This window comes from Neorhizobium sp. SHOUNA12A (assembly GCF_023006505.1).
Classification (GTDB): Bacteria; Pseudomonadota; Alphaproteobacteria; order Rhizobiales; family Rhizobiaceae; genus Neorhizobium.
The window spans coordinates 36436-59648 of record NZ_JALBGV010000002.1; the positions used below are offsets into that span (position 1 = coordinate 36436).

Annotated in this window: 16 protein-coding genes; 4 read left to right on the forward strand and 12 right to left on the reverse strand. The window is 60.2% G+C overall.

What is annotated here, in order from left to right:
• Position 1 precedes the first annotated feature (1 nt).
• The gene (locus tag MOV63_RS01155) at positions 2-1030 is read right to left on the reverse strand and encodes a four-carbon acid sugar kinase family protein (RefSeq protein WP_247031161.1); all 1029 of its coding nucleotides are present in this window, start codon (positions 1028-1030) and stop codon (positions 2-4) included.
• A 346-nt stretch (positions 1031-1376) separates the two neighbouring features.
• Here MOV63_RS01155 and MOV63_RS01160 point away from each other — a divergent pair, with 346 nt between their 5' ends.
• Complete coding sequence (locus MOV63_RS01160) at positions 1377-7601, forward strand: HAMP domain-containing protein (protein ID WP_157885366.1); 6225 nt, start codon at positions 1377-1379, stop codon at positions 7599-7601.
• Between the two features lie 11 nt (positions 7602-7612).
• A complete protein-coding gene (locus MOV63_RS01165) occupies positions 7613-9289 on the forward strand; it encodes a response regulator (protein WP_247031162.1) in 1677 nt (558 codons plus the stop codon).
• Positions 9290-9338: 49 nt separating this feature from the next.
• Here MOV63_RS01165 and MOV63_RS01170 read toward each other — a convergent pair whose 3' ends face one another.
• The 8 genes from MOV63_RS01170 to MOV63_RS01205 all read right to left on the reverse strand — a co-directional run bounded on the left by MOV63_RS01170 (position 9339) and on the right by MOV63_RS01205 (position 18222).
• Complete coding sequence (locus tag MOV63_RS01170) at positions 9339-10409, reverse strand: Gfo/Idh/MocA family protein (protein ID WP_040125619.1); 1071 nt, start codon at positions 10407-10409, stop codon at positions 9339-9341.
• Positions 10406-11428, reverse strand: coding sequence for a Gfo/Idh/MocA family protein (locus MOV63_RS01175; RefSeq protein WP_247031163.1), 1023 nt, complete (start codon positions 11426-11428; stop codon positions 10406-10408). Before MOV63_RS01175 ends, MOV63_RS01170 begins: the two co-directional genes overlap by 4 nt.
• A 5-nt stretch (positions 11429-11433) precedes the next feature.
• On the reverse strand, positions 11434-12729 hold the full coding sequence (locus tag MOV63_RS01180; RefSeq protein WP_247031164.1) for a Gfo/Idh/MocA family protein: 1296 nt from the start codon (positions 12727-12729) through the stop codon (positions 11434-11436).
• Positions 12726-13820, reverse strand: coding sequence for an ABC transporter ATP-binding protein (locus MOV63_RS01185; RefSeq protein ID WP_247031165.1), 1095 nt, complete (start codon positions 13818-13820; stop codon positions 12726-12728). The genes MOV63_RS01180 and MOV63_RS01185 overlap by 4 nt, the downstream gene beginning before the upstream one ends.
• Before the next feature lie 12 nt (positions 13821-13832).
• Positions 13833-14750 (reverse strand): carbohydrate ABC transporter permease, encoded by a 918-nt coding sequence (locus tag MOV63_RS01190; RefSeq protein ID WP_040125615.1) that lies wholly within the window; start codon positions 14748-14750, stop codon positions 13833-13835.
• A complete protein-coding gene (locus MOV63_RS01195; protein ID WP_041366645.1) occupies positions 14731-15624 on the reverse strand; it encodes a carbohydrate ABC transporter permease in 894 nt (297 codons plus the stop codon). Before MOV63_RS01195 ends, MOV63_RS01190 begins: the two co-directional genes overlap by 20 nt.
• Positions 15625-15696: 72 nt before the next feature.
• Positions 15697-16980: an ABC transporter substrate-binding protein gene (locus MOV63_RS01200; protein WP_247031166.1), complete on the reverse strand. Its 1284-nt coding sequence runs from the start codon at positions 16978-16980 to the stop codon at positions 15697-15699.
• A 123-nt stretch (positions 16981-17103) separates the two neighbouring features.
• Positions 17104-18222 carry a glycoside hydrolase family 105 protein gene (locus MOV63_RS01205; protein WP_247031167.1) on the reverse strand — a complete coding sequence of 373 codons (1119 nt, stop codon included), beginning with the start codon at positions 18220-18222 and terminating at the stop codon, positions 17104-17106.
• A gap of 179 nt (positions 18223-18401) precedes the next feature.
• On the opposite strand from MOV63_RS01205, the gene kdgR reads away from it, so the two are divergent.
• Complete coding sequence (kdgR, locus tag MOV63_RS01210; protein WP_247031168.1) at positions 18402-19196, forward strand: DNA-binding transcriptional regulator KdgR; 795 nt, start codon at positions 18402-18404, stop codon at positions 19194-19196.
• Positions 19197-19243: 47 nt separating this feature from the next.
• Here the strand turns inward: kdgR and MOV63_RS01215 are convergent, their stop codons facing one another.
• A complete protein-coding gene (locus MOV63_RS01215; RefSeq protein ID WP_247031169.1) occupies positions 19244-20005 on the reverse strand; it encodes an SDR family NAD(P)-dependent oxidoreductase in 762 nt (253 codons plus the stop codon).
• 222 nt (positions 20006-20227) lie between these two features.
• Here MOV63_RS01215 and MOV63_RS01220 point away from each other — a divergent pair, with 222 nt between their 5' ends.
• Positions 20228-21115 carry an AraC family transcriptional regulator gene (locus MOV63_RS01220; RefSeq protein WP_247031170.1) on the forward strand — a complete coding sequence of 296 codons (888 nt, stop codon included), beginning with the start codon at positions 20228-20230 and terminating at the stop codon, positions 21113-21115.
• 40 nt (positions 21116-21155) lie between these two features.
• Here MOV63_RS01220 and MOV63_RS01225 read toward each other — a convergent pair whose 3' ends face one another.
• Positions 21156-22235, reverse strand: a complete 1080-nt coding sequence (locus MOV63_RS01225; RefSeq protein ID WP_247031248.1) for a glycine betaine/L-proline ABC transporter ATP-binding protein — start codon at positions 22233-22235, stop codon at positions 21156-21158.
• The gene (locus tag MOV63_RS01230) at positions 22228-23115 is read right to left on the reverse strand and encodes a proline/glycine betaine ABC transporter permease (protein WP_247031171.1); all 888 of its coding nucleotides are present in this window, start codon (positions 23113-23115) and stop codon (positions 22228-22230) included. Before MOV63_RS01230 ends, MOV63_RS01225 begins: the two co-directional genes overlap by 8 nt.
• Positions 23116-23213 lie beyond the last annotated feature (98 nt).

Here is a 23213-nt window from a genome sequence, read left to right on the forward strand (position 1 = left end):
TTCAACCCTTCTCGCCCATGGCCATTCTTGCTATCTCGCACAATGTGCCCGGCGTGCCGAATCCGCCGGATTTGGCGATGATGCATTGGCCATCGATATAAGCCAAGCCAAGGCCTGGCAGACATTCGCCGAGAAGCTGGAATCTCGAGACATTCATTGCCTTCAAGACGGCTTCGGCAGTCGCGCCGCCCGACAGAAGCAGAGTGGCGGCCGGCGCCGTCATGTCCGGGACTATGCCCGCCGCCATCCTGTCCGATACCAGAAGCGGCGGATCGTCCCTTCCATCCGGCGTGGCCTGAACCAGCGTCACGCAATGCTGGGGCGGCGCGATCTTCTCCGGGCGTCCGTTCGGCGCGGCAATATAGTCAAGCACGACCGCCCGCCGCAGTTCCTCGACTTGCGCAAGCGTGATTGGATCTCTCGAGCCGATGACAAAAAGGGCAGGGCCCGGTTTGGGGAGGGCCGGTTCGGCGGTCTGACGGCCGGTCATATGACATGCCAGCGCCTCGGCGAGACCCCTGGCGCCGACAAAAAGATCGGTCCCGGCCTCGCGGCCAATTGCCAGAGCCGCGGACATGTCTTCCTGCGAAAGGGTATCGGGAATGATGGCCCGTTCGGCATGAACGCCAAGCGCATCGGCGACATTCAGCGGCTTGTCCAGGCCGAAACCTTCGACATGTCCGGTTCGGACATTCCGCCCGAAATCGGGTATCGCCGGAGCGACCAGCGCCAGGTGAAAAGGCGTGACGTCAAGCTCGGCGGCGATATTGCCCTTGAGGCGGGAATCGGTCTTCTTGAACAGAACGATGTCCGATGGCAGGACCGACAGGGCCGCCGCAGTCGCCTGCCGCGCAGCCTCCGCCCCGACTTCACGAGATCCCAGGTTGATTGAAAGAACCGCGGGCTTCATTTGCAAGGCCCACTCGATAGCCTCGGCGCTCAGCGCGATTTCAGTATGCAAACCCCTGCCGGCAAACGGCGCTGCGCAATCAAGCGCGCCAGTCAGGTCGTCGGCGAGAATAACCAGCATATTAGACCACATGATCTGTTGTTATCTTTTTTGAGCGAAATATGCTCGTATTGTCAATCGTATAACTGCAGTATTTGACAAATTCAGCCGCGGCTCGTGTGCCGGATCGACCGGCCGGGCCGTATTTTTCCGGGCCTTCACTTGCCGCAATTAGCGTCCCTAAGCCGAGCGGAATTTGCTTGTCTGACGCGGGAGGTGGAGTGCGCCCGGCCAGTAGTCTTTTTGAAATCCTGCGCTAGATTAAAATGGCACTCTAAGGCAGGGGGCTTCGGTGGCTAGACAGGGCAATGACGTTCAGCGCAGTGGCGTGGATTCGAGCGACCTTTCAGACGTGAATGTCGCGGTGATGGCGGACGAAGATGCCCGCGCCCTGCTTGAAGCTCTCCTGGCGATGAGACGAGGAGACTTTTCGGTCCGGATGCGGTCCGATATGACCGGTGTCACCGGAAAAATCGCAGATACATTAAACGATATCATCGCCGCCAACCAGAAAATGGCGGCCCAGCTCGAGAATGTCGGCCAGGTGGTCGGGCGGGACGGGCGCACCAGCACGCGGGTCAGATTTGGGCTTTCCGACGGAGCCTGGGCAGACATGGAAGGGTCGATCAATACCCTGATCGACGATCTGCTGTGGCCGACGACGGCGGTTACTCGGACGATCACGGCGGTCGCCAAAGGCGACCTGCTGCAGACGGTTCCGCTTGACGTCGATGGGCGACCGCTGAAAGGGGAATTCCTGCGTTCAGCCGAGATCGTCAACACGATGATCAAGCAGCTGAGCGTCTTCACATCCGAAGTGACGCGTGTCGCCCGCGAGGTCGGCACGGACGGCAAATTGGGTGGACAGGCTCAGGTTCCGGAAGTCACCGGCGTGTGGAAGGACCTCACCGAGAGCGTCAACTCGATGGCTTCGAACCTGACCGCTCAGGTCCGCAATATCGCAGACGTCACGATTGCGGTCGCCAACGGCGATCTTTCCAAAAAGATCACCGTCGATGTTCGCGGCGAAATCCTGCAGCTGAAGGAAGCCATCAACACGATGGTGGACCAGCTCCGTTCCTTCGCGTCGGAAGTGACGCGCGTTGCCCGAGAGGTCGGCACGGAAGGAAAGCTGGGTGGCCAGGCTCTTGTGCCGGGCGTTGCGGGCACGTGGAAGGATTTGACCGACTCGGTCAACGCAATGTGCGGTAACCTGACGGCGCAGGTGCGAAACATCGCCCAGGTGACGACCGCCGTCGCCCGCGGCGACCTCTCCCGAAAGATCACCGTCGATGTGTCCGGCGAAATCCTTGAACTGAAGGAAACCATCAATACGATGGTTGACCAGCTCAATGGCTTTGCCGGCGAGGTGACGCGTGTCGCCCGCGAAGTCGGCACCGAAGGCCGGCTGGGCGGCCAGGCCCAGGTGCCCGGCGTCGCCGGAACCTGGAAAGACTTGACCGACAACGTCAATTCCATGGCCTCCAATCTGACGGCCCAGGTGCGAAACATCGCCGAAGTGTCGACGGCGATCGCCAATGGCGACTTGTCAAAAAAGATCACGGTCACGGTTTCGGGTGAAATCCTGGAACTCAAGGAAACCATCAACACGATGGTGGATCAGCTCAACGCGTTTGCCTCGGAAGTAACGCGTGTCGCCCGCGAAGTGGGAACGGAAGGGCGGCTCGGCGGCCAGGCCAACGTCCGCGGCGTCGCCGGCACCTGGAAGGACCTGACGGAGAACGTCAACTCCATGGCCGGGAACCTGACGGCACAGGTCCGCAACATTGCCGAGGTCTCGACGGCAATCGCCAATGGTGACTTGTCGAAGAAGATCACCGTCGATGTGAAGGGTGAAATCCTGGAGCTGAAGGAGACCATCAACACGATGGTCGACCAGCTCAACGCGTTTGCCTCGGAAGTCACGCGTGTCGCGCGCGAAGTGGGAACCGAAGGCCGGCTTGGCGGCCAGGCCAACGTGCGCGGCGTCGCGGGAACGTGGAAGGACCTGACAGACTCGGTCAATTCCATGGCCTCCAACCTGACCGGCCAGGTGCGCAACATCGCCGAAGTTGCGACCGCCGTCGCCCAGGGTGACCTGTCGAAGAAGATCACCGTGACAGTGTCGGGTGAAATTCTGGAGCTCAAGGAGACCATCAACACGATGGTGGACCAGCTCAACGGCTTTGCCGGAGAGGTGACGCGTGTCGCCCGAGAGGTCGGGACTGAAGGGCGGCTCGGGGGCCAGGCGAACGTTCTGGGTGTTGCCGGCACGTGGAAGGATCTGACCGATTCGGTGAACTCGATGGCCGGCAACCTGACGGCTCAGGTCCGCAACATCGCCGAGGTCTCGACCGCGATCGCCAACGGCGACCTTTCGCGCAAGATCACCGTCGACGTGAAGGGGGAAATCCTTCAGCTGAAGGAAACCCTCAATACGATGGTGGACCAACTCAACCGGTTCGCCTCGGAAGTGACGCGTGTGGCGCGCGAAGTGGGTACCGAAGGCAAGCTCGGCGGCCAAGCCCAGGTACCGGGCGTTGCCGGCACCTGGAAGGATCTGACCGAGAACGTCAACTCGATGGCCTCCAACCTCACCGGTCAGGTGCGAAACATCGCGGAAGTGACGACTGCGGTCGCAAGAGGAGATCTGTCGCGCAAGATCACGGTCGACGTGAAAGGCGAAATCCTGGAACTGAAAAACACCATCAACACGATGGTGGACCAGCTCAACGCCTTCGCCGGGGAAGTGACGCGCGTCGCACGCGAGGTGGGCACCGAAGGCAAGCTCGGCGGCCAGGCGCAGGTGTCGGGCGTCGCGGGTACCTGGAAGGACCTGACGGATTCGGTGAACTCGATGGCTGGCAACCTGACGGCCCAGGTGCGCAATATCGCGGAGGTCGCCACCGCGATCGCCAATGGCGACTTGTCGCGCAAGATCACCGTCGACGTTCGTGGTGAAATCCTGCTGTTGAAGGACACGCTCAACACCATGGTCGACCAGCTTCGGTCGTTCGCGGGCGAAGTGACGCGCGTGGCGCGCGAGGTCGGCACTGACGGCCGTCTTGGCGGTCAGGCGGTGGTGCCGGGCGTCGCCGGCACCTGGAAAGACCTGACCGACAACGTCAACCTGCTTGCCGCCAATCTCACCACGCAGGTCCGCAACATCGCCGAAGTAACGACCGCTGTCGCGCGAGGCGATCTGTCGCGAAAGATCACCGTCGACGTGAAGGGCGAAATTCTGGAACTGAAGAATACCATCAACACGATGGTCGATCAGCTGAACGCCTTTGCGGGCGAAGTCACGCGTGTGGCGCGCGAAGTCGGCACCGAGGGCAAGCTCGGCGGCCAGGCGCAGGTGCCGGGCGTCGCCGGTACGTGGAAAGATTTGACCGATACCGTCAACGTCATGGCCGCCAACCTGACGGAACAGGTGCGCGGCATCGTCAAGGTGGTGACGGCCGTCGCCAACGGCGACCTCAAGCAGAACCTCACCGTCGCATCCAAGGGCGAGGTCGCCGCACTTGCGGAAACCATCAACAACATGACCAATACGCTGGCGACCTTTGCCGACCAGGTCACCACGGTGGCTCGCGAAGTGGGCGTCGAAGGCCGCCTCGGCGGTCAGGCGAACGTGCCGGGCACCGCCGGTACATGGAAAGACCTGACCGGTAACGTCAATCTGCTGGCGGCCAACCTGACCACTCAGGTCCGGGCTATCGCGGAAGTCGCGACGGCCGTCACCAAGGGAGACCTGACGCGGTCGATCCAGGTGGAAGCGCGCGGTGAAGTCGCCGAGCTCAAAGACAACATCAATACGATGATCGGCAACCTGCGCCTGACGACGGAGCAGAATACCGAACAGGACTGGCTGAAGACGAACCTCGCGAGGTTCACGAACATGCTCCAGGGGCAGCGCGACCTGACGCTGGTCGGGAAAATGCTGCTTTCGGAACTCGCGCCTCTCGTCGGGGCACATCAAGGCGTTATCTATCAGGTGGACGCTGAGGATCACCAGCCAACCCTGTCCCTGCTGTCAAGTTACGCGGACGGGGTCGGTGCGGCACATCCGCGGCGTCTGGCGTTCGGCCAGGGGCTTGTGGGGCAGTGCGCCATCGATGCCCGGCGCATTCTGGTTACCAATCTTCCCGACAATGTCGTTCCCATCAGCTCTGGCGTTTTCTCGACCCTTCCCAAGAGCGCCATCGTTCTGCCGGTTCACTTTGAAGGGCAGGTCAAGGCGGTGATCGAGCTTGCGTCGGCCGGCGAATTTACCGAGTTGCAGCTTTCCTTCCTGGACCAGCTGACGACCTCGATCGGCATCGTACTCAACTCGATCGAGGCGACGATGCAGACGGAAGGCCTGCTCAAGCAATCCCAGCAGCTTGCGACAGAACTTCAGACGCAGCAGAGGGAGTTGCAGCAGACCAACGAGCAGCTTGAGCAAAAGGCGCAGCAGCTCGAAGAACGAAATGTCGAGGTCGAGGCGAAGAACCAGGAAATCGAGCAGGCCCGCCGCGCGCTGGAAGAAAAGGCAACCGAGCTGGCGCTGACGTCGAAATACAAGTCCGAGTTCCTCGCCAACATGTCGCACGAGCTGCGCACGCCGCTGAACTCGATCCTGATCCTCGGCCAGCAGCTCGGAGAAAACCCCGACGGCAACCTCTCCGGCAAGCAGGTGGAGTTCGCAAAGACGATCCACGGGGCTGGCACCGATCTCCTCAACCTGATCAGCGATATTCTCGACCTCTCCAAAATCGAGTCGGGGACCGTATCGGTTGATGCCGAAGAGATATTCATCACCAACCTGCTGGAGATGATGTCGCGGCCGTTCAGGCATGAGGCGGAAAATCGCGATCTCAGCTACATGGTCGAGATTGGCGAAGACGTGCCGAGAAGCATCATTACCGACTCCAAGCGGTTGCAGCAGATCCTCAAGAACCTGTTGTCGAACGCCTTCAAGTTCACCGCGCAAGGCGGTGTCACGCTGAAAGTCGCGCCGGTGACCGAAGGCTGGTCGCTGGATCATTCGTCTCTCAAACATGCGCCATCGGTGATCGCCTTCGAGGTCACCGATACCGGGATCGGCATACCGCCCGAAAAGCAGCGCATCATATTCGAGGCTTTCCAGCAGGCTGACGCTTCGACCAGCCGGAAATACGGCGGCACCGGGCTGGGCCTTGCGATCAGCCGTGAACTCGCGAACCTTCTTGGCGGCGAAATCCAGCTGCGCAGCACGCCCGGCGTCGGCAGCACGTTCGTGCTCTATTTGCCGCTGACTTATGTGGGCGCCTCCCCCGCTTCTAAGGCCCTGCCGGCCCACAGCAATGTCGTGCAGCTCGCAGAGGCTGCCGCCGCACGTCGCGCCGACAAGCCCGCGGAACAGGTCGAAGACGATCGTGGCGAAATACAGCCCGGGGATGCGGTTCTGCTGATCGTCGAGGACGATCCGCATTATGCCCGCGTCCTTGTCGATCTGGCCCATGACAGCGGGTTCAAGGTGCTGGTGGCGACGCGCGGTGGCGAAGCGCTGAATTTGGCGCAGGAATACAAACCTGCCGCGATATCCCTCGACATTTTCCTGCCGGACATGCTCGGCTGGACGGTGCTGAGCCAACTCAAGCAGAGCGCGGCGACGCGGCATATTCCCGTTCAGATCATCAGCCTTGACGAGGACCGTCAACATGGCCTCACACGCGGCGCCTTCGCATTCATGAGCAAGCCGACCACGACCGACAGTCTCGGTAAAGCATTCCTGCGGCTGAAGAATTATGCGGAGCCGCGCCGCAAACGGCTTCTCCTTGTTGAAGACAGCGAGGCTGAGCGGCTGAGCGTGACCGCTCTGCTCAGCCATGACGATATCGACATCGAAAGTGTAGGCTCGGGTGCCGAGGCGCTCGCCGCACTTAAAGAGGATCCGGCCGACTGCGTCGTTCTCGATCTCACCCTGCCTGACATGTCCGGCTTCGAAGTTCTGGAAAAGATCCGTGATGACGATGACATTGCCGAGGTTCCGGTCGTGGTCTTCACGGGGCGTGAGCTCTCACCCGAAGAGGACGCCCAGCTACACACCATGGCGCGCAGCGTCGTCGTGAAAGGCGTCGAGTCGCCTGAACGTCTCCTGGACGAGACTGCCCTGTTCCTCCACCGGGTGGTGGCCGATATGCCGGCCGCCAAGCAAGCGATGCTCGAGGAACTTCACAGCTCGGACGAGGATCTGATCGGAGAGACCGTTTTGTTGGTGGACGACGACGCCCGCAATATTTTCGCACTCAGCAGTGTTCTCGAACGTCGCGGAATGAGAGTTCTGACTGCGACCACAGGCAGCGAAGCCATCGACGTCATTCAGAAGGATCGGGCCATCGCCATCGTTCTGATGGATATCATGATGCCTGGAATGGACGGCTACGAAACGACGCAGGTGATCCGCTCGGACCCCAGATTCCGACGCCTGCCGATCCTTGCGCTGACCGCGAAAGCAATGAAAGGCGATCGCGAGAAGTGCCTGGAAGCGGGTGCGTCTGATTATCTGGCAAAGCCGGTCAATACCGAACAACTGCTATCCGCGCTCCGCATGTGGTTGCACCGCTAGGGGATATGGCCATGGACCCTGTCAACATCCTTCTCGTGGACGATCAGCCGGCAAAACTTCTAAGTTATGAGGTCGTGCTCCAGGAGCTTGGTGAAAATCTGATCAAGGCCCAGTCCGGTCGAGAGGCTTTGGAGCACCTCCTGCGCAACGATATTGCCGTCATTCTGGTGGATGTCTGCATGCCGGAGCAGGATGGTTTCGAGCTCGTCAGCATGATCCGGGAGCATCCCCGCTACCAGCATACGGCAATCATATTTGTATCGGCCGTCATGATGGCCGAACCGGACCGGCTGCGCGGTTATGCGGCGGGAGCCGTCGATTACGTCTCGGTACCCATCGTTCCCGAAGTTCTGCGGGCCAAGGTGCGAGTGTTCGCTGACTTGTACCGAAAGACGAGGGAACTTGAGCGGTTGAACGCTGACCTCGAGGATAGGGTTCGCGAACGTACCGCCGAGCTGGAAGCTTCCTCCAATCAATTGCGCCAGCTTAACGAAGAACTCGAGGAACGGATTGACCAGAGGACGCGCGAGCGGGAAGAGGCGATTGCTCAACTGTTCGAGGCGCAGAAGCTGGACACGATCGGCCAACTGACCGGCGGCGTCGCCCATGATTTCAACAATCTGCTGATGGCGGTGCTGGGAAGCCTGAACCTCCTGAAGAAGCGACTTCCCACCGATGAGAAGAGCGAGCGGCTGGTCGCCAATGCGATACAGGCGGCCGAGCGTGGCGCGGCTTTAACCCAAAGGTTGCTGGCATTCGCGCGCCGCCAGGAATTGAAGCCGCACGCGGTCGATTTCGCCGAGCTCTTCGAAAACATTCAGGACCTCCTGAGCAAGGCGCTCGGACCTGGGGTGGATATCAGGAAAGATATTCCGCCACGGCTGCCGCAGTTGCTGGTCGACAGCAATCAGCTCGAACTTGCCCTCCTCAACCTGTTCGTCAACGCCCGGGATGCGATGACCGGGGGCGGCACGATCATGGTGTCCGCAGAGGAAAAAGATGTCACGCGGGCCAGCAGCCTGACCGCCGGCCGTTACGTGCGGATTTCGGTTTCCGACACCGGAGAGGGCATGGACGAAGCTACGGTGACGCGTGCGGCCGAGCCCTTTTTCACGACGAAAGGACCTGGAAAGGGAACCGGTCTGGGTCTTTCGATGGTGCACGGTCTGGCGGCCCAATCGGGCGGTATTCTGGACCTGTCGAGCGTCAAGGGAGAGGGGACGACCGTGTCCCTGTGGTTGCCGATCGCCGAAGATATTGGTGGGACGGCTCCATCGCCGGAGGCCGCACCCCAGGATGCTGCTCCCAATATGCCGAACGCGCTGACGGTACTTGTGGTCGATGACGACGCGCTCGTCAGCATGGGAACCTCGGCCATGCTGGAAGATCTTGGCCATGTCACCACGGAGGCGCCTTCAGCCGCTGCCGCACTGGAAATCCTCAACTCCGGCCGGAGGTTCGACCTCGTCATCACGGACCATGCCATGCCCGGGATGACCGGGGCGGAGCTCGCGCGCCTGATCATCGGGTCCTATCCGGGTTTGCCGGTGATCCTGGCCTCCGGATATGTCGAACTACACGAAGATCACGGGCTTTCAGATCTCTTGCGCATGACCAAACCGTTCACTCAAGAGCAACTTCAGACGGCAGTCCATCGCGCGGTGGCCGAGCGGGCGTCGGCCGCCTGAGCGCCCCTTCCGGCTCTGTGATTTTTCGCAACCCGGATATCTGCCTTGTTCAGACCGGCAGCCAACCCGCGGCGAGGGGGTGATCTGTAGCAAGCGGCAGGCGTACGATCAGGCCTTCCCTTGCCGATGCGTAGATTGCCGTAACAAGCTCGATCGAGTGATAGCTTTCCTGAAGCGATGGCAGATAGAGGTCCGGCTTCCCGGTGAGACGCGCATGGACATCCACGAATAGTCCCGGAAACCGTGGAAGGACGTCGGGTATTTCTCGGGTTGCCGCATCGATCTCGGGCTGCCGCGACGGGTCGGTGGCTTCGAATTTCCACGGTCCCGCCCCTATCTGATAGGCCTCTGCGCCTGACGTGACCGTGACGTGCTCGAAACACATCCTTAACCGCGAACTGTTTCCGGCCGCACCCAAGGTGACCGACGACGTGATCAGCGCGCCCTGCGCGGTGCGCATGGAAAGCACCGCGCAATCCTCGGTCTCGATCGGATTGACGCGGGTATCGAGGAAGGCGGCGACCTCCACGACATCTCCGACGAGATGAGTCATGAGATTGTGGATATGGCATGCATGGCTGACAAGTACGCCGCCGAGTTCGCCTTTCCATGTGCCCCGCCAGCGCTCTGCGTAATAATCGGGTCCCCGCTGCCAATGTGTCTCCAAGGCCACCACGTAAGGCCGACCCAAAAGTCCCCGGTGCTTCAATTCGTGTGCCGCCCGGTAGCCGGCGCCATAACGATACTGAAATACGGGAAAGACCTGCCGCCCCGTTCGTTCGGAAAGCTCGGCAATCCGGCGCACTTCGGTTATCGAACCGGCAAGCGGTTTCTCGCAGACGACGTGCTTTCCTGCTTCCAGGGCTGCAAGCGTCATCGGCGCGTGCAGTTGTGGCGGCAGGCAGATGTCGACCAGATCCACGAGAGGATCGGCGAAGACCTGGTTGATGTCGGGGACAGCCTGGCTGCCCGGCGCCTGTCGCGCCGCGTCCTCGGCGCGAGACAGGTTGAGATCGCAGACGTAACGGACGTCGAACAGATCAGCCAATTCGGCATAAGCGGCGATGTGCGCCTTGCCTATACCCGCGCCGATGACGGCGACCCGGACACGCTCCGTCATCGGTCTGTTTTCTCTTCTGCGACAAGTTGCGCCTGCAGTCCCAACCGCGTCGCGAGGAACGCATGAGACTGGCGCATTGCCGTCTCGGTTCGCCTTTCCACGTCGGCGGCCAGGCGGGCGAAAAACGGCTTTCCGGCGCAGCTCGCCTCGAACCGCTGTACACCCGACTTGTCGACCAGGAAGACGTGGTCCTGGCCGTCCCGGCCGGCGATGTCGATATATTTGCGCAGCTCGATATAACCTTCCGTCCCCAGAATGGTCATCCTGCCGTCGCCCCAGACGGGAAGACCGTCGGGCGTCAGCCAATCGACACGGGCATAACCCCGGCCGCCGTTACCCTCTAGCAGCACCTCGCCGAAATCCTGGAATGCAGGCCGATCCGGATTTGCGACATTGGTCACATGGGCGGAAACAACCCGTGCTTCGGTCGACCCGGTATAATGGAGGAACTGATCGAACTGATGGGCGCAGATATCGGCGAGAATTCCGCCGCAGCGAGCTCTGTCCCAGAACCAATCCGGCCTCAGATGTGCATTCAAGCGATGCGGTCCGAGACCGACCGTCTGAACCACCTTGCCGATCCGACCTTGGCCAATCAGCTGGTCCGCCAGGGTGGCGCTCTCGACGGAGACACGTTCGGAAAAGGACACGGTCCAGCGTCGCCCGGTCTCCGCGACGGTGCGTTGGATGTCTGCCAGCTGTTCCAGGCTGGTGCAGCCGGGCTTGTCGACCAGAACGTCCTTGCCGTGCACCATTGCCGCCACCGCGATATCGGCGCGCTCGCTGTTGATCCCGGACGACAGGACAAGGACAATGCTTTCATCGTCGAGGATGGCCTGCATCGACCGGGCCGGCAGATCCGGATAGGTTTCCTGGAATGTCTTGCGGGCCGCCTCTGGGGTCTCCTCGCCCGTTGTCCACGCTACGAGCGTGGCGCCGGCATCCAACATGCCGTTGATCATGCCGTAGATATGTCCATGGTCTATGCCGATGACGCCGATACGAAGGTTAAAAGCCATGGGAACTACCTGTTCAGGTGGATGCCGCGAGCGCGGAGCATGGATTGTATGTTGACCAACGAGCCCGTTTCTATGGAAGCGTTGGCAGCGATGCCGGTGAGGATGGACCAGGCGCCGGCAACATGATCGGAGGCACGGCCATAAGGATCGGGCTGCATGCTTTCCGGATCAAAGATATAACCCAGCATGACCGGATCCGCGCCGCCGTGATCCCCCGTCGCCTTCGGAACGGTGAGCTGGCGCGGAGGCTCGCCGGCCAGGTGGAGTTCGGTGGTGATCGCATCTTCGTCCGCATGGGCGCGTTTGCCGCCGAAAACCCCATGAACCTCGACATGGCGATGGGTAATGTCGCCTTTGGTACCCCGGAACTTGATCTCCAGCCCTTCCCAGGGCGAATAGGCAGTCAGGGTGTAATTGGCGGTGACGCCCGAGGCGTAGCGGATATGCGCCTGCATCGTATCTTCGATGCCGATCTCTTCGTCGAATACGCAGAGATCGCGGAAATAACCGTCTTCCTGCTCAGCTTCCACATAGAGCTTGCGCAGGTTTTCGTCGGCTGCAAGGTCGAGGCGGAAATCGCACTTATAGGCGACGGGACAGTCGCTGCAGCGTGTCCCGCGGCCCGCGAGGCCAAGCTCCACCGCCATTTCCGGGCGATAAAAGACGCGCCGGCCGGAGGCGAGGACCTCCGTCGGCGCGGTCCCCAGCCACCAGTTGAGAAGATCGAAATGGTGGGTCGATTTGTGGACCAGGAGCCCGCCGGAATTCTCCTTCTGGCGGTGCCAGCGGCGAAAATAATCGGCGCCATGAACCCGATCGAGGTGCCAGCGGAAATCGACCGCAGTCACGGTGCCGATCGCGCCCGAGGAAATCAGCTCCTTGATCTGGGTGCGTGCCGGTGAATAGCGGTAGTTGAAGGTGACTGTGACCTTTCGGCCCGTGCGCGCCTGGGCATCGACGATCTGCTTGAGACGGCTGAGATCGATCGTCAGCGGCTTTTCGCAAATGACGTCGCAGCCGGCCTCGAAGGCACGAACGATGTAATCGGCATGCAGGAAATCCGGCGTTGCGACAACGACCGTATCCGGCCTCTGTTCGGCGATCAGGCGGTCGAAATCGGCGGCAAGATAAGTCGCGACGCCGTTCGTCCCGGGTTTTGAGGCCGCTTGCGCCGCTTCGCCGAGGCGATGGGCGTTGCTGTCGCAAAGGGCAACGATCTCATGTTTATCGGCATAATCTTCAACGACGGAATTGCGGAACATCTGATGGCGTGAACCGCATCCAACAATGGCGATCTTCACTGTACCTGGCTTTCTTTCTGGGTGGGTTCGATGCGTTTTCCTGCGCTATCGAAATAGTGGAGTTCGGAGAGGTCGAATCCGACGGTGACCGGATCGCCCATCCGGTAGGGCGTCCGTCCGTTGTCGCTGGCCAGCAGCACCTGGCCTGAAGACAGCGCGATATGCAGCAAGGTCTCGCTGCCGAGATATTCCACCAGCCGGATCGTGCCTTCGCCCGTGACATCGCCATTGCCGACACGCAGAGACGAAGGCCGCACGCATAACGTCAGCGCCGGATCCTCGGTCGGAAGCTCGGCAATCGAAAAGTCGGGCATGCCGGCCACCGACACAGTGGTCTTTCCTGACCCGCGGGTTGCTCTGGCCTGCAGCATGTTGATCTTCGGAGAGCCGATGAAGCCCGCCACAAAGAGGTTCTGCGGCCGGGTATAGAGTTCCTGGGGCGTGCCGAGCTGCTCGATCTTGCCACCGCGCAGGACCACGATCCGGCTTGCCATGGTCATCGCTTCGACCTGGTCATGGGTCACGTAGATCATGGTGGTGCCGAGGCGGGCGTAGAGCGAGGCCAGTTCCGCGCGCATCTGCACGCGCAGTTCCGCGTCCAGATTGGAAAGCGGCTCGTCGAACAGGAAAAGCTGCGGCTCGCGCACGATCGACCTGCCGATGGCGACACGTTGCTTCTGGCCGCCCGAAAGCTGGCGCGGCTTGCGGTCCATAAGCTGCTCGATCTGCAGGATGCGCGCGGCGTCCGCCACCCGCCGCTCCACCTCGGCGCGAGACACCTTGAAGTTCTGAAGGCCAAAAGCCAGGTTCTTTCGCACGCTCATATGCGGATAGAGAGCGTAGCTTTGAAAGACCATGGAAAGTTCGCGCTTGGAGGCGGGCAAGTCGTTGACGACCTTTCCGCCGATCGAGATCGTTCCTTCGCTAATGTCTTCGAGGCCTGCGATCATGCGCAGGAGCGTCGACTTTCCGCAGCCCGATGGACCGACGAGAACAAGAAACTCGCCGTCGTGGATGTCCAGATTCAGCCCCTGGATGATGGACAGCGCCCCATAGCGCTTGCCGACGTTTCGAAGCGTCAATCCTGCCATGCGTCTTGTTCCCTATTTCATTCCGGAGGTGGCGATGCCGCGCACGATGAGTCTCTGGAACAGGACGAAGAAGATGACGACCGGGACCAGCGAAAGGACCGACATCGCAAACATCTGGCCATAGGCGGACTGCCCTTCCTGATCGAGGAAGAGGCGAAGCGCCAGCGGCACGGTGTAGCTCTTGATGTCGTTGAGGTAGATGAGCGGGGCAAGGAAATCCTCCCAGACCCAGATCAGTGAAAAGATCGCCGCCGTGCCCATGGCCGGCAGCGAAAGCGGCAATATGATTGCCCAATAGATCTTGAAGGGCGAACAGCCGTCGATCATCGCAGCTTCGTCCAGCTCGCGGGGCAGTTGCCGAAAGAACTGCACCATCAGAAAGATGAAAAAGGCATCGGAGGCGAGGAAGCGCGGCACCACAAGGGGCAGATAGGTGTCGACCCAGCCGAGGTTCAGGAACTGAACATATTGGGGGATGAGAACCACGTGATAGGGGATCATCAGTGTCATCATCATCAGCGCGAAGAAGAAGCTGCGCCCGGTGAAACTCAGCCGTGCAAAGGCATAGGCCGCGAACGAGCAGGAGACCAGATTGCCGATCACCGACAGGCTCGTGACGATCGCCGAGTTCACGTAGAAGACCGTGAAGGATATCGGCAGCGCGTACCAGCCCTTCGTGTAGTTCTCGAACCGAAATTCGGAAGGCCAAAGCGTCAGGCTGCCGAAGATCTCGTTTTCCGGCTTCAACGAGGAAGCGAGCAGCCAGAACAGCGGATAGAGCATCACGCATGACACGGTGATCAGAAAGATGTGCTTGAGGATCCGGCCGTTGCGATCGCGTTTGTCCCGCTTCAGCCGAAGCTCGTGAGCGACACGCGCGGCCTCATCCACCTGGATGGCGATTTCCAGATCAGTCGCGCTCGTTTTCATAGTGCACCCAATATTTGGAAGTGAAGAAAGCGATCGCGGTGAAGGTCGCTATGATGACCAGCAGGAACCAGGCAAGCGCCGATGCATAACCCATGCGGAAGAACTTGAAGGCCTCGTTGAACAGGTAGACCGTATAAAACAGGAGGCTGTCCGCCGGCGCGCCGGTGCCGTTGGAGATGATGAAGGCGCTGGAAAAGGTCTTGAAGGAATCGATGGTCTGCAGCACCAGATTGAAGAAGATCACCGGAGCAAGGAGCGGCAAAGTGATGCGGGTGAATTGCCGCCAGCGCGGCGTGCCGTCGATTTCCGCCGCCTCGTACAGATCCCGCGGAATGCCGCGAAGGCCAGCCAGAAAGATCAGCATCGGCGAGCCGAACTGCCACATGGCGAGCACGACAATCGTGAAGAGCGAAGTGTCGGGATCGGTGATCCAGGAGGCTCCCTGGATTCCGACCATCGCCAGAACCTGATTGACGACACCGTCGGCCGCGAAAAGTTGACGCCACAATATCGCGATTGCAATCGAAGAGCCGAGCAGGGACGGCAGGTAGAAGATGGCTCGATACAGGCCGATCGTCCGCAAGCCCTTGTCGAGCAACATGGCGACACCGAGGGCCATGATCAGGCGGGCGGGCACAGCCAGCGCAACATAGGTAAAAGTGACCTGCAGCGCTTTCCAGAAGCGCCGATCCCGTGTGAACATGTATTCGTAATTGCCCCAACCGATCCATCGGGGCGCGCTCACCATGTCATAGCGGGTGAAGGATAGATAAAGCGACGCAAGAATCGGCCCCAGGGCGAGCAGAAAAAATCCGATCAGCCATGGAAGAAGAAACACATAGGCCGGTGCATTGCGGGCAAAAAAACGTCTCATCGAAACGACCTTGTTGTCGGAAGAGAGGCCCCGGCGGCAGGAATTGCCGGGGCCCTGATATTCCCGCACCGATTACTGGGCGCGCTCAACGATCGACTGGGCGTCTTCGATGAAGGTGCCAGCGGCTTTCGCAATTTCCACCTTGCCAAGCACGACGTCGGTGCCGGCACGCATGAAGGCGTCTCGCACCTCTCCAGCTCCCTTGGGGGCAGGCAGCGGCAGCGGGCCGACCTTGCTCTGAATCGCTGCGAAGTAGTCGACCGAGAGTTTTTCGACCTCGGTGAGCTTCGGGGTCAGCGCTGCACGGATTTTTGGCGAACAGGGAATACCGCGTTCGAGACCGAGAATGCCGGTGATCTCGGGATCGTTGACCCAGGCATTCATATAGGCAATTGCGGCCTCCGTGTCCTTGGCGTCCCGGCTGAGGGACAGGAACATCGAGGGCTTGATGAACTGGCCGGGCTTGCCGCCCGCCTTGTGGGGCACCATGGCCGCGCCGATCTTGTCTTTTGCCACGGACTGGATGCCGACCAGCTGGTTGGACCAGTAGTGGGACATGGCGGTGTCGCCGACGGCGACGCCCGATTCGGCAATCGGCGGATCGAGAATAACGGTCTTGTTCTTGTCGCGAACGACCCCTGCCTTGCGCAGGTCGGCCCACATCTGCCACCAGCTTGCAACATCCCCGGCTGTCGCCGTGACCTTGCCGTCGGGGCTGTAGAATTCGCGACCGTTCTGGCGAACCCAGGATTCGAAGGTTTCGATCATCAGGGACAGGTCGTCCGAGCCCTTCATCTTGCCCCCGGACTTGGCGGTAATCTTTTCGCATGCCTTGGCGAAATCGTCCCAGGTCCAGTTGATCAGGTCTGCGTCGATGCCCGCTTCCTGGAAGGCGCGCGTATTGTAGACCATGACCTGGCTGTTCGAGCCGATGTTGAGGGCATAAAGCTTTCCGTCGACCCTGCCGCCATCGAGGGGGCCCTTGTCGAAGTCGGCGATCATCAGGCTCTTGCCGGCGAATTCATCGAGAGGCTTCAGCGCCCCGCGATTGACATATTCAAACAGGAACCGGTAATCCATCTGCACTAGGTCGGCCATGTTCCGGCCTGCGGTCTGGGTCGCCATCTTGGTCCAGTAGTCACCCCAGCCGATCGTTTCGCCGGAGACGGAGATGCCGGCGTTTTTCTTCTGGAATGCGTCGATAACGGCAAAGGTGCGCTTGTCGCGCTCCGGATTGCCCCACCAATAGTGGCGGATGGTGCGTGTGGCAGCAAGCGCCGGCATAGCCGGAAGCGCAGAAGCGGCTGCCGCCGCTCCTATCGTGCCCAATAAAGTTCGCCTTGTCAGTTTGGTCATTTTGTCCTCCTCCTTCTAACTCCGGAGCGTCTCGTCGGCGCCGGATGCGTTGCGGTCGTTCCATGGTTTGCCGCGCGCCGGCTCCTCCTGCCGGATACGCAGCATTCTTCTCGGCGCAGTTCGCTACACGAAGCTGCGCAAAAGTTCAGTCAGGCAGAGCATCGCCATCGCCTGCCCGTAAGGCATGGATGTCAGCTTGATCTGCCGATAGAAATCGAGATCGCCACCCATCGCCGTGCCGAAAGAAACCTGCCGGAGTTCTCCCTCAGGGCTGATGTTGTCGATCACGCCTTTCATGGCTTTCTCGGCGGTCTCCAGATACTCGATGCCCAGATACCGCTTGCGCACACCCTTCATTAGGCCGTAGGCAAAGCCGGCGGTCGCCGAGGCTTCCAGATAGCTCGACGTATCGTCGATCAGCGTGTGCCACAGGCCCGATGGATGTTGGTGGAGTTTCAGCGCTGCCGCCTGCCGGCCGAGCAGGGACACGAGATGGCGGCGGACGGGATCGTTCTCAGCCAGGTCCAGGAGCTCGATGAATTCCGGAATGGCGATGGTGATCCAGCTATTGCCGCGTGCCCAGCGAGCGCGGGCAAAATTGTGATTGCCGTCGAACGTCCAGCCGTGGAACCAGAGGCCGGTTTGCGTATCGCAAAGATATTGGGCGTGCACCAGGAATTGGTATTTTGCCTCCTCCACGAATTCCGGGCGCTTGAGCACGAGGCCGATCTTGGCAAGCGGCAGCACGCTCATCATCAGCGTGTCGTCCCACATCTGCTGATCATTGACGCTGTTATAGACGATATGCTGCAGCCCACCTTCGCGGGTGCGCGGCATTTCATGCATCACCCATTCGGCCCACGTTTCCAGGTAGGGCCGCCAACGGGGATCTCCCGTCAGTTCGTAGAGATGGGCAAGCGTCAGGAACGGTGCGACGGTGTTGATGTTCTTTGTGGGGGTCCCTTCAGCAAGCCGGGCTTCAAACCAATCGACGATGATATCCATCACCTTCTGGTTGCCGGTCAGCTGCCAATATTTGAGAAGGCCAAAGAGTGCGACGCCATGGGTCCATTCCCAGCCCGCCCAGCCCTTGGTGTCGATAACCCGGCCGTCGTCGAGGCGCAGGAGGAATTCGCCGGTGCGATCCTCGATATGGACAAGGTTGTCGATCAGCCGATCGATGAGGCCGCACACATCGTGGCGCTCGATAAGATGTTGCTTTTGCCGCAGCAGCGGATGCATGCCGGACGTCCTCCACAAATATTCGGAACGATATTCCGGATTTTAAGAAATCATACTCTCCATGGCTTTTCAACCGTGTTTTTCTGTTGCACTCTGCGCCTGTTCCGCATGCTCACCTGTATCTTGACACAGGTTTTTTCAAATTCCAGAATAAGATTTCGAAAAAAATAGAACGCGCTATGTCAGAGTTGAACCCAAAAACCGAAAATGTCGCCGCCGTCCTCAAGGTTTTCGCCGTGATGGAGGCCTTGGTCGAGGGAAAGAAGGTGAGCCTTGCCGATCTCGCTCAACGAGCCATGACGTCGAAGACCACAGCGCATCGCCTGCTGCAGACCATGGTGGAACTCGGTTATGTAGAGCAGGATGCTGAGACGGAAAAATACGGCCTGACGCTGAAACTCTTCAGCCTGGGCGCTCGCTCGCTGACCGAGCAGACGGATCTGCTGCGTGTTGCGGACCAGGCGATGGGAAAGCTCTCTCGGGTAACCGGCGAGTCCGTCAATCTCGGTATTCTCGATGACCGCGACCAGAAGGTCGTCTACATCCACAAATACGATTCCGCCTACAGTCTCTCGATGAAATCGACGCTCGGGCTCCGCAACCCGCTGCACAGCACCTCGCTTGGCAAGGCTCTTCTTGCGTGGCGCGACGACGACGAGATCCGGGAGCGGATCAACAAGATGGAATTGACGAAGCTCGCGCCGCGCACCATCACCGATCCGCAGGAATTGTTTGCCCAATTGCAGGCGGCCCGCAGCCGCGGCTTTGCCGAGGAGGTGGAGGAGAGCGAAGCGGGTGTGCGATGCATGGCGGCACCGATCTTCAACTATCTCGGAAAACCGATCGCCGCGGTCTCGATTTCCTTTCCGATGTTCCGCTTCGACGAAAGCCGGAAATCCGAATATGCCGACCTTTTGCGCACGGCGGGGCTCACCGCCTCCGCAGGGCTCGGTTACCAGGCGGCAAAGAACTAACGTCTGGCGCTTTCAACGCCGATAGGACATTGCGGAAGCGAAGCGGCTCAAAGAGCCGCCAGAATGCCGCCATCGACATAGAGCACCTGGCCGTTGACGAAATCCGATGCCGGAGAGGCCAGAAAGATCGCTGCACCGGAAAGTTCCTCCGGCTGACCCCAGCGGGCGGCGGGCGTGCGGTTCGTCACGAAGGCGTCGAATACCGGATCGTCCATCAGTGCGCGGTTCATCTCGGTCGCGAAATAGCCCGGACCGATGCCGTTGACCTGAATGTTGTGATGGGCCAGTTCCGTCGCCATGCCGCGGGTCAGCATTTTCAGCGCGCCTTTCATCGTCGTGTAAGGCACGACGGTTTTGCGGCCGACCTCGCTCATCAGCGAGCAGATGTTGATGATCTTGCCGCCACCGCGTTCGATCATCCCAGGCAGCACGGCTTGCGAGGGAAGTACCGCGCCCATCACGTGGGTGTCGAACATCCGCCGCCAAGTTTCGGCGCTGTGCTCAAGGAATGGCGCACGGATCTGAATGCCGGCATTGTTGACGAGGATATCGACCGCGCCGATGCCGGCGAACGCGGCCTCCGTTTCGTCGGCCTTGGTGATGTCGCAGACCATCCCCGAGGCCTCGTAGCCCTCCGTCTTCAATTGGTTCACTGCTGCCGAAAGCGTCGCCTCATCGCGCCCGTTCAGCGTGACCCGCGCTCCGGCGGAGGCGAGTCCGCGTGCCATGGCAAGGCCGAGGCCGCGGCTCGAACCGGTGAGGACGGCATGGCGTCCCCGCAGATCGAAAAGTGGATGTTGGACGTTCATCGAAATTTCTCCTGCATGGCCTGAATACCGAGAAAGGCATCCATAAGATAATCGTGACGAGGTCAAGGTGCTGGATCAGACCGCGGCAATATCCTTTGTCAAGAAGCAAGGTGTCGCCGGGGCGGGTCGGGTAGGCATCGAAGATGCGGACCTTTACTATCCGCCCGGAGGTTTTATATAGATGACTAGAATTATCATGTTATGAGGCGAAGGATCCCGGTGTTGAGTTATTGGCATTCCATGGCTTGGCATACGGAGGGGATAAGGGTTGTCGCTCCGGTCAAGTGGCGTCGTTTCGACGGATTGGTGAGTGTCTTCTGGGAAGCCGAAAGCCAGTCGGGTGCCACAGGCTACTATTTGGCGGATGACCCGCGCATCATGATTTTCTTCAACGACGTGTCGTCTCGAATTCGCGTGTCGAACCGAGACGGCTCGCAGGGCTACCGCCCGATGACCCGCGCCGTTTATGTCCCGGCCGGCGTTCCCATGTGGACCAGCAGCGAAACCAAGCACCGATTTTCCCACCTTAACCTGCACATGCACCGGGATCGGTTGCTGCGGTTCCTGTCGCCCTCGGTTGGGGCCTCCGCCGCCTTGGCCGCGGTGCGCCGGCCGGTGGAGCTTCAGGACGTCGGCGCCATAGAGACGCTGGCGGGCCTGCTCGTCGACGAGATATCGAGCCCGGCAAAACACGCCGTCTATGCCGAAAGCCTGGTGGGCAGCATCGTCGCCGGCCTTCTCGACATACCCGACCGTGAAGCCGAAAAGGCCAATGGCAGGCTTACTCAAGCGCAGATGAACAAGCTGGTGTCGCGCTTTGACCGCTCCAGCGACTGCCGCTTGACCGTTGCCGAGATGGCCGCGACCGTCGGTCTGTCCGAAAGCTGGTTCTCCAACGTCTTCAAGCAGACGACAGGCAAGACGCCACTGCAGTGGCAGCTCGCCAGGCGCATCGATCTGGCCAAAAAACTGCTGGTCGATAGCGATCTGGCCGTCGCGGAGGTCGCGGCCCACCTGGGTTTCACCGACCAGGCACATCTGACCAAGGCGTTCAGGCAGATTGCCGGCGATACGCCGGCTGCCTGGCGCCGGATGCGACAGATCTGCTGATCTTCAGGCAAAGACCCATCAGACCTGCCAACCTCTTCGGTTACGCGACTATCGCCGACGCGTCGAAAGACCGGTGCTCGACATGGCGGGAATTGACCATAGCCCCTGCCAGCTGCCGGAAGCTCACGGTTCCGACCGGTTTGCCTGATGGATCGACAACGGTCACGTCGCCGTCAGGGGCAGAGACGAGCGCGCGTATCGCTTCCTCGATCGTGACATTTGCCGGAATGGTGGGCTGCTCACCCCCGGTCCGGGAACGTAAGGGAGCCATCACCGCTTCGACCTGCACGACCCGTCCGCGGTTCACTTCTTTGACGAAATTGGCCACATATTGATCCGCCGGCCTCAGGACGATGTCCTGGCTTGTACCTTGCTGTATGACCTCGCCGTCGCGCAGGATGGCGATCTGGTCTCCCAGCCGGAGAGCCTCATCGAGATCATGTGTGATGAACACGATCGTTTTCTTGATCTCGTTCTGAATATCGAGAAGAACGGACTGCATGTCCATGCGGATCAGCGGGTCGAGTGCGGAATAGGCTTCGTCCATCAGGAGGACAGGCGCATCGTTCGACAAGGCGCGGGCAAGTCCGACGCGCTGCTGCATTCCTCCAGACAGCTGGTTGGGGTACTTGTGCTCGAACCCCTTCAGGCCAACGCGCTCTAGCCATCTCATGGCGACGTCGGTCGCTTTGGAACGGCCGATGCCCTGAACCTCAAGGCCGAAGACGGTGTTGTCGACCACGCTCCGGTGCGGCAGCAAGGCGAATTTCTGAAAGACCATTGCCGTCTGATGACGGCGAAAGTTTCGCAGTTCGTCCTTGTTCATCTTTACGACATCCACCCCGTCGACCAGCACCTCACCCGCGGTCGGATCGATCAAGCGGTTGATATGGCGGATGAGCGTGGACTTGCCGGAACCCGACAGGCCCATAATGACCTGAATACAGCCCGACTTGATGTCCAAATTGATATCGCACAGCCCCAGCACATGGCCATGTGCATCGTTAAGCTCTGTCTTCGTTAGACCGTTGCGGACGGCATCGACATAGGCGGCGGGGTTGGCGCCGAAGATTTTGTAGAGATTGCGGATTGCGATGCCGCCCAAACCTTGCTCAGCCATGAACGATCTCCCGATGCTTCTGGAGCCGCTTGCCATAGGCCTGGCTGACCCGATCGAAGATTATGGCGATTCCAACGATTGCGAGGCCGTTGAACACGCCGAGGGTGAAATACTGGTTGGCGATTGCCTTCAGCACCGGTTGGCCAAGCCCCTGAACGCCGATCATCGAGGCGACCACCACCATCGCCAGCGCCATCATGATTGTCTGGTTGATCCCCGCCATGATGGTTGGCAGAGCAAGCGGTAGTTGCACCTTGAAAAGCTTCTGGGTCTCCGAGGTGCCGAAGGCGTCGGCGGCCTCCAGAACATCCTTGTCGACGAGGCGGATACCGAGATCGGTCAGCCGGATCATTGGCGGTATGGCGTAGATCACCACGGCGATGAGCCCCGGGACGCGGCCGATGCCCAGCAGCATGACGACCGGAATGAGATAAACGAAACTCGGCATGGTCTGCATCACGTCGAGGATCGGGTTGACGACCCGTTTGACGCCATTCGAACGCGCCATGAGTATGCCTATCGGCAGGCCGACGGCAATCGACAGGACGGTGCAGACAAAGATCATTGCGACCGTACGCATCGTATCGGTCCACATGTCGAAATAGCCGATCAGCAGGAGCGTGATCAGACAGCTCAGCACGATTTTGACACTTCGGCTCGCAAACCATGCAATAGTGAGGATGATCGCCGTGATGATCGGCCACGGCGTCTGCGTCATGAAGTGATCGGCCGCCAGCAGAAAGCTCTGCAGAGGCGAAAACATGCTTTCGATCATATCGCCATAGGCGCGGGTGAAAGCGCGAAATCCCTCGTCGATCGCTTTCTTCAAGTTGCGAAGCGCGTCGTCATCCATATGTGGAAATTTATAAAACCATTCCATTCGGTTCCCTTTCTCTGGAAAGAGCCGTGTGAGGTCTTTTTCTTCTTTTGACGGCAAGCGGAAGGGGCGATGTGTTCGGCACATCGCCCCAAGGGCTT

Coding starts and splice junctions, on each gene's coding strand:
- MOV63_RS01155 (WP_247031161.1), bottom strand. CDS start 1,030: ATGCTGGTTATTCTCGCCGACGACCTGACTGGCGCGCTTGATTGCGCA.
- MOV63_RS01160 (WP_157885366.1), top strand. CDS start 1,377: ATGGCGGACGAAGATGCCCGCGCCCTGCTTGAAGCTCTCCTGGCGATG.
- MOV63_RS01165 (WP_247031162.1), top strand. CDS start 7,613: ATGGACCCTGTCAACATCCTTCTCGTGGACGATCAGCCGGCAAAACTT.
- MOV63_RS01170 (WP_040125619.1), bottom strand. CDS start 10,409: ATGACGGAGCGTGTCCGGGTCGCCGTCATCGGCGCGGGTATAGGCAAG.
- MOV63_RS01175 (WP_247031163.1), bottom strand. CDS start 11,428: ATGGCTTTTAACCTTCGTATCGGCGTCATCGGCATAGACCATGGACAT.
- MOV63_RS01185 (WP_247031165.1), bottom strand. CDS start 13,820: ATGGCAGGATTGACGCTTCGAAACGTCGGCAAGCGCTATGGGGCGCTG.
- MOV63_RS01190 (WP_040125615.1), bottom strand. CDS start 14,750: ATGAAAACGAGCGCGACTGATCTGGAAATCGCCATCCAGGTGGATGAG.
- MOV63_RS01195 (WP_041366645.1), bottom strand. CDS start 15,624: ATGAGACGTTTTTTTGCCCGCAATGCACCGGCCTATGTGTTTCTTCTT.
- MOV63_RS01200 (WP_247031166.1), bottom strand. CDS start 16,980: ATGACCAAACTGACAAGGCGAACTTTATTGGGCACGATAGGAGCGGCG.
- MOV63_RS01205 (WP_247031167.1), bottom strand. CDS start 18,222: ATGCATCCGCTGCTGCGGCAAAAGCAACATCTTATCGAGCGCCACGAT.
- kdgR (WP_247031168.1), top strand. CDS start 18,402: ATGTCAGAGTTGAACCCAAAAACCGAAAATGTCGCCGCCGTCCTCAAG.
- MOV63_RS01215 (WP_247031169.1), bottom strand. CDS start 20,005: ATGAACGTCCAACATCCACTTTTCGATCTGCGGGGACGCCATGCCGTC.
- MOV63_RS01225 (WP_247031248.1), bottom strand. CDS start 22,235: ATGGCTGAGCAAGGTTTGGGCGGCATCGCAATCCGCAATCTCTACAAA.
- MOV63_RS01230 (WP_247031171.1), bottom strand. CDS start 23,115: ATGGAATGGTTTTATAAATTTCCACATATGGATGACGACGCGCTTCGC.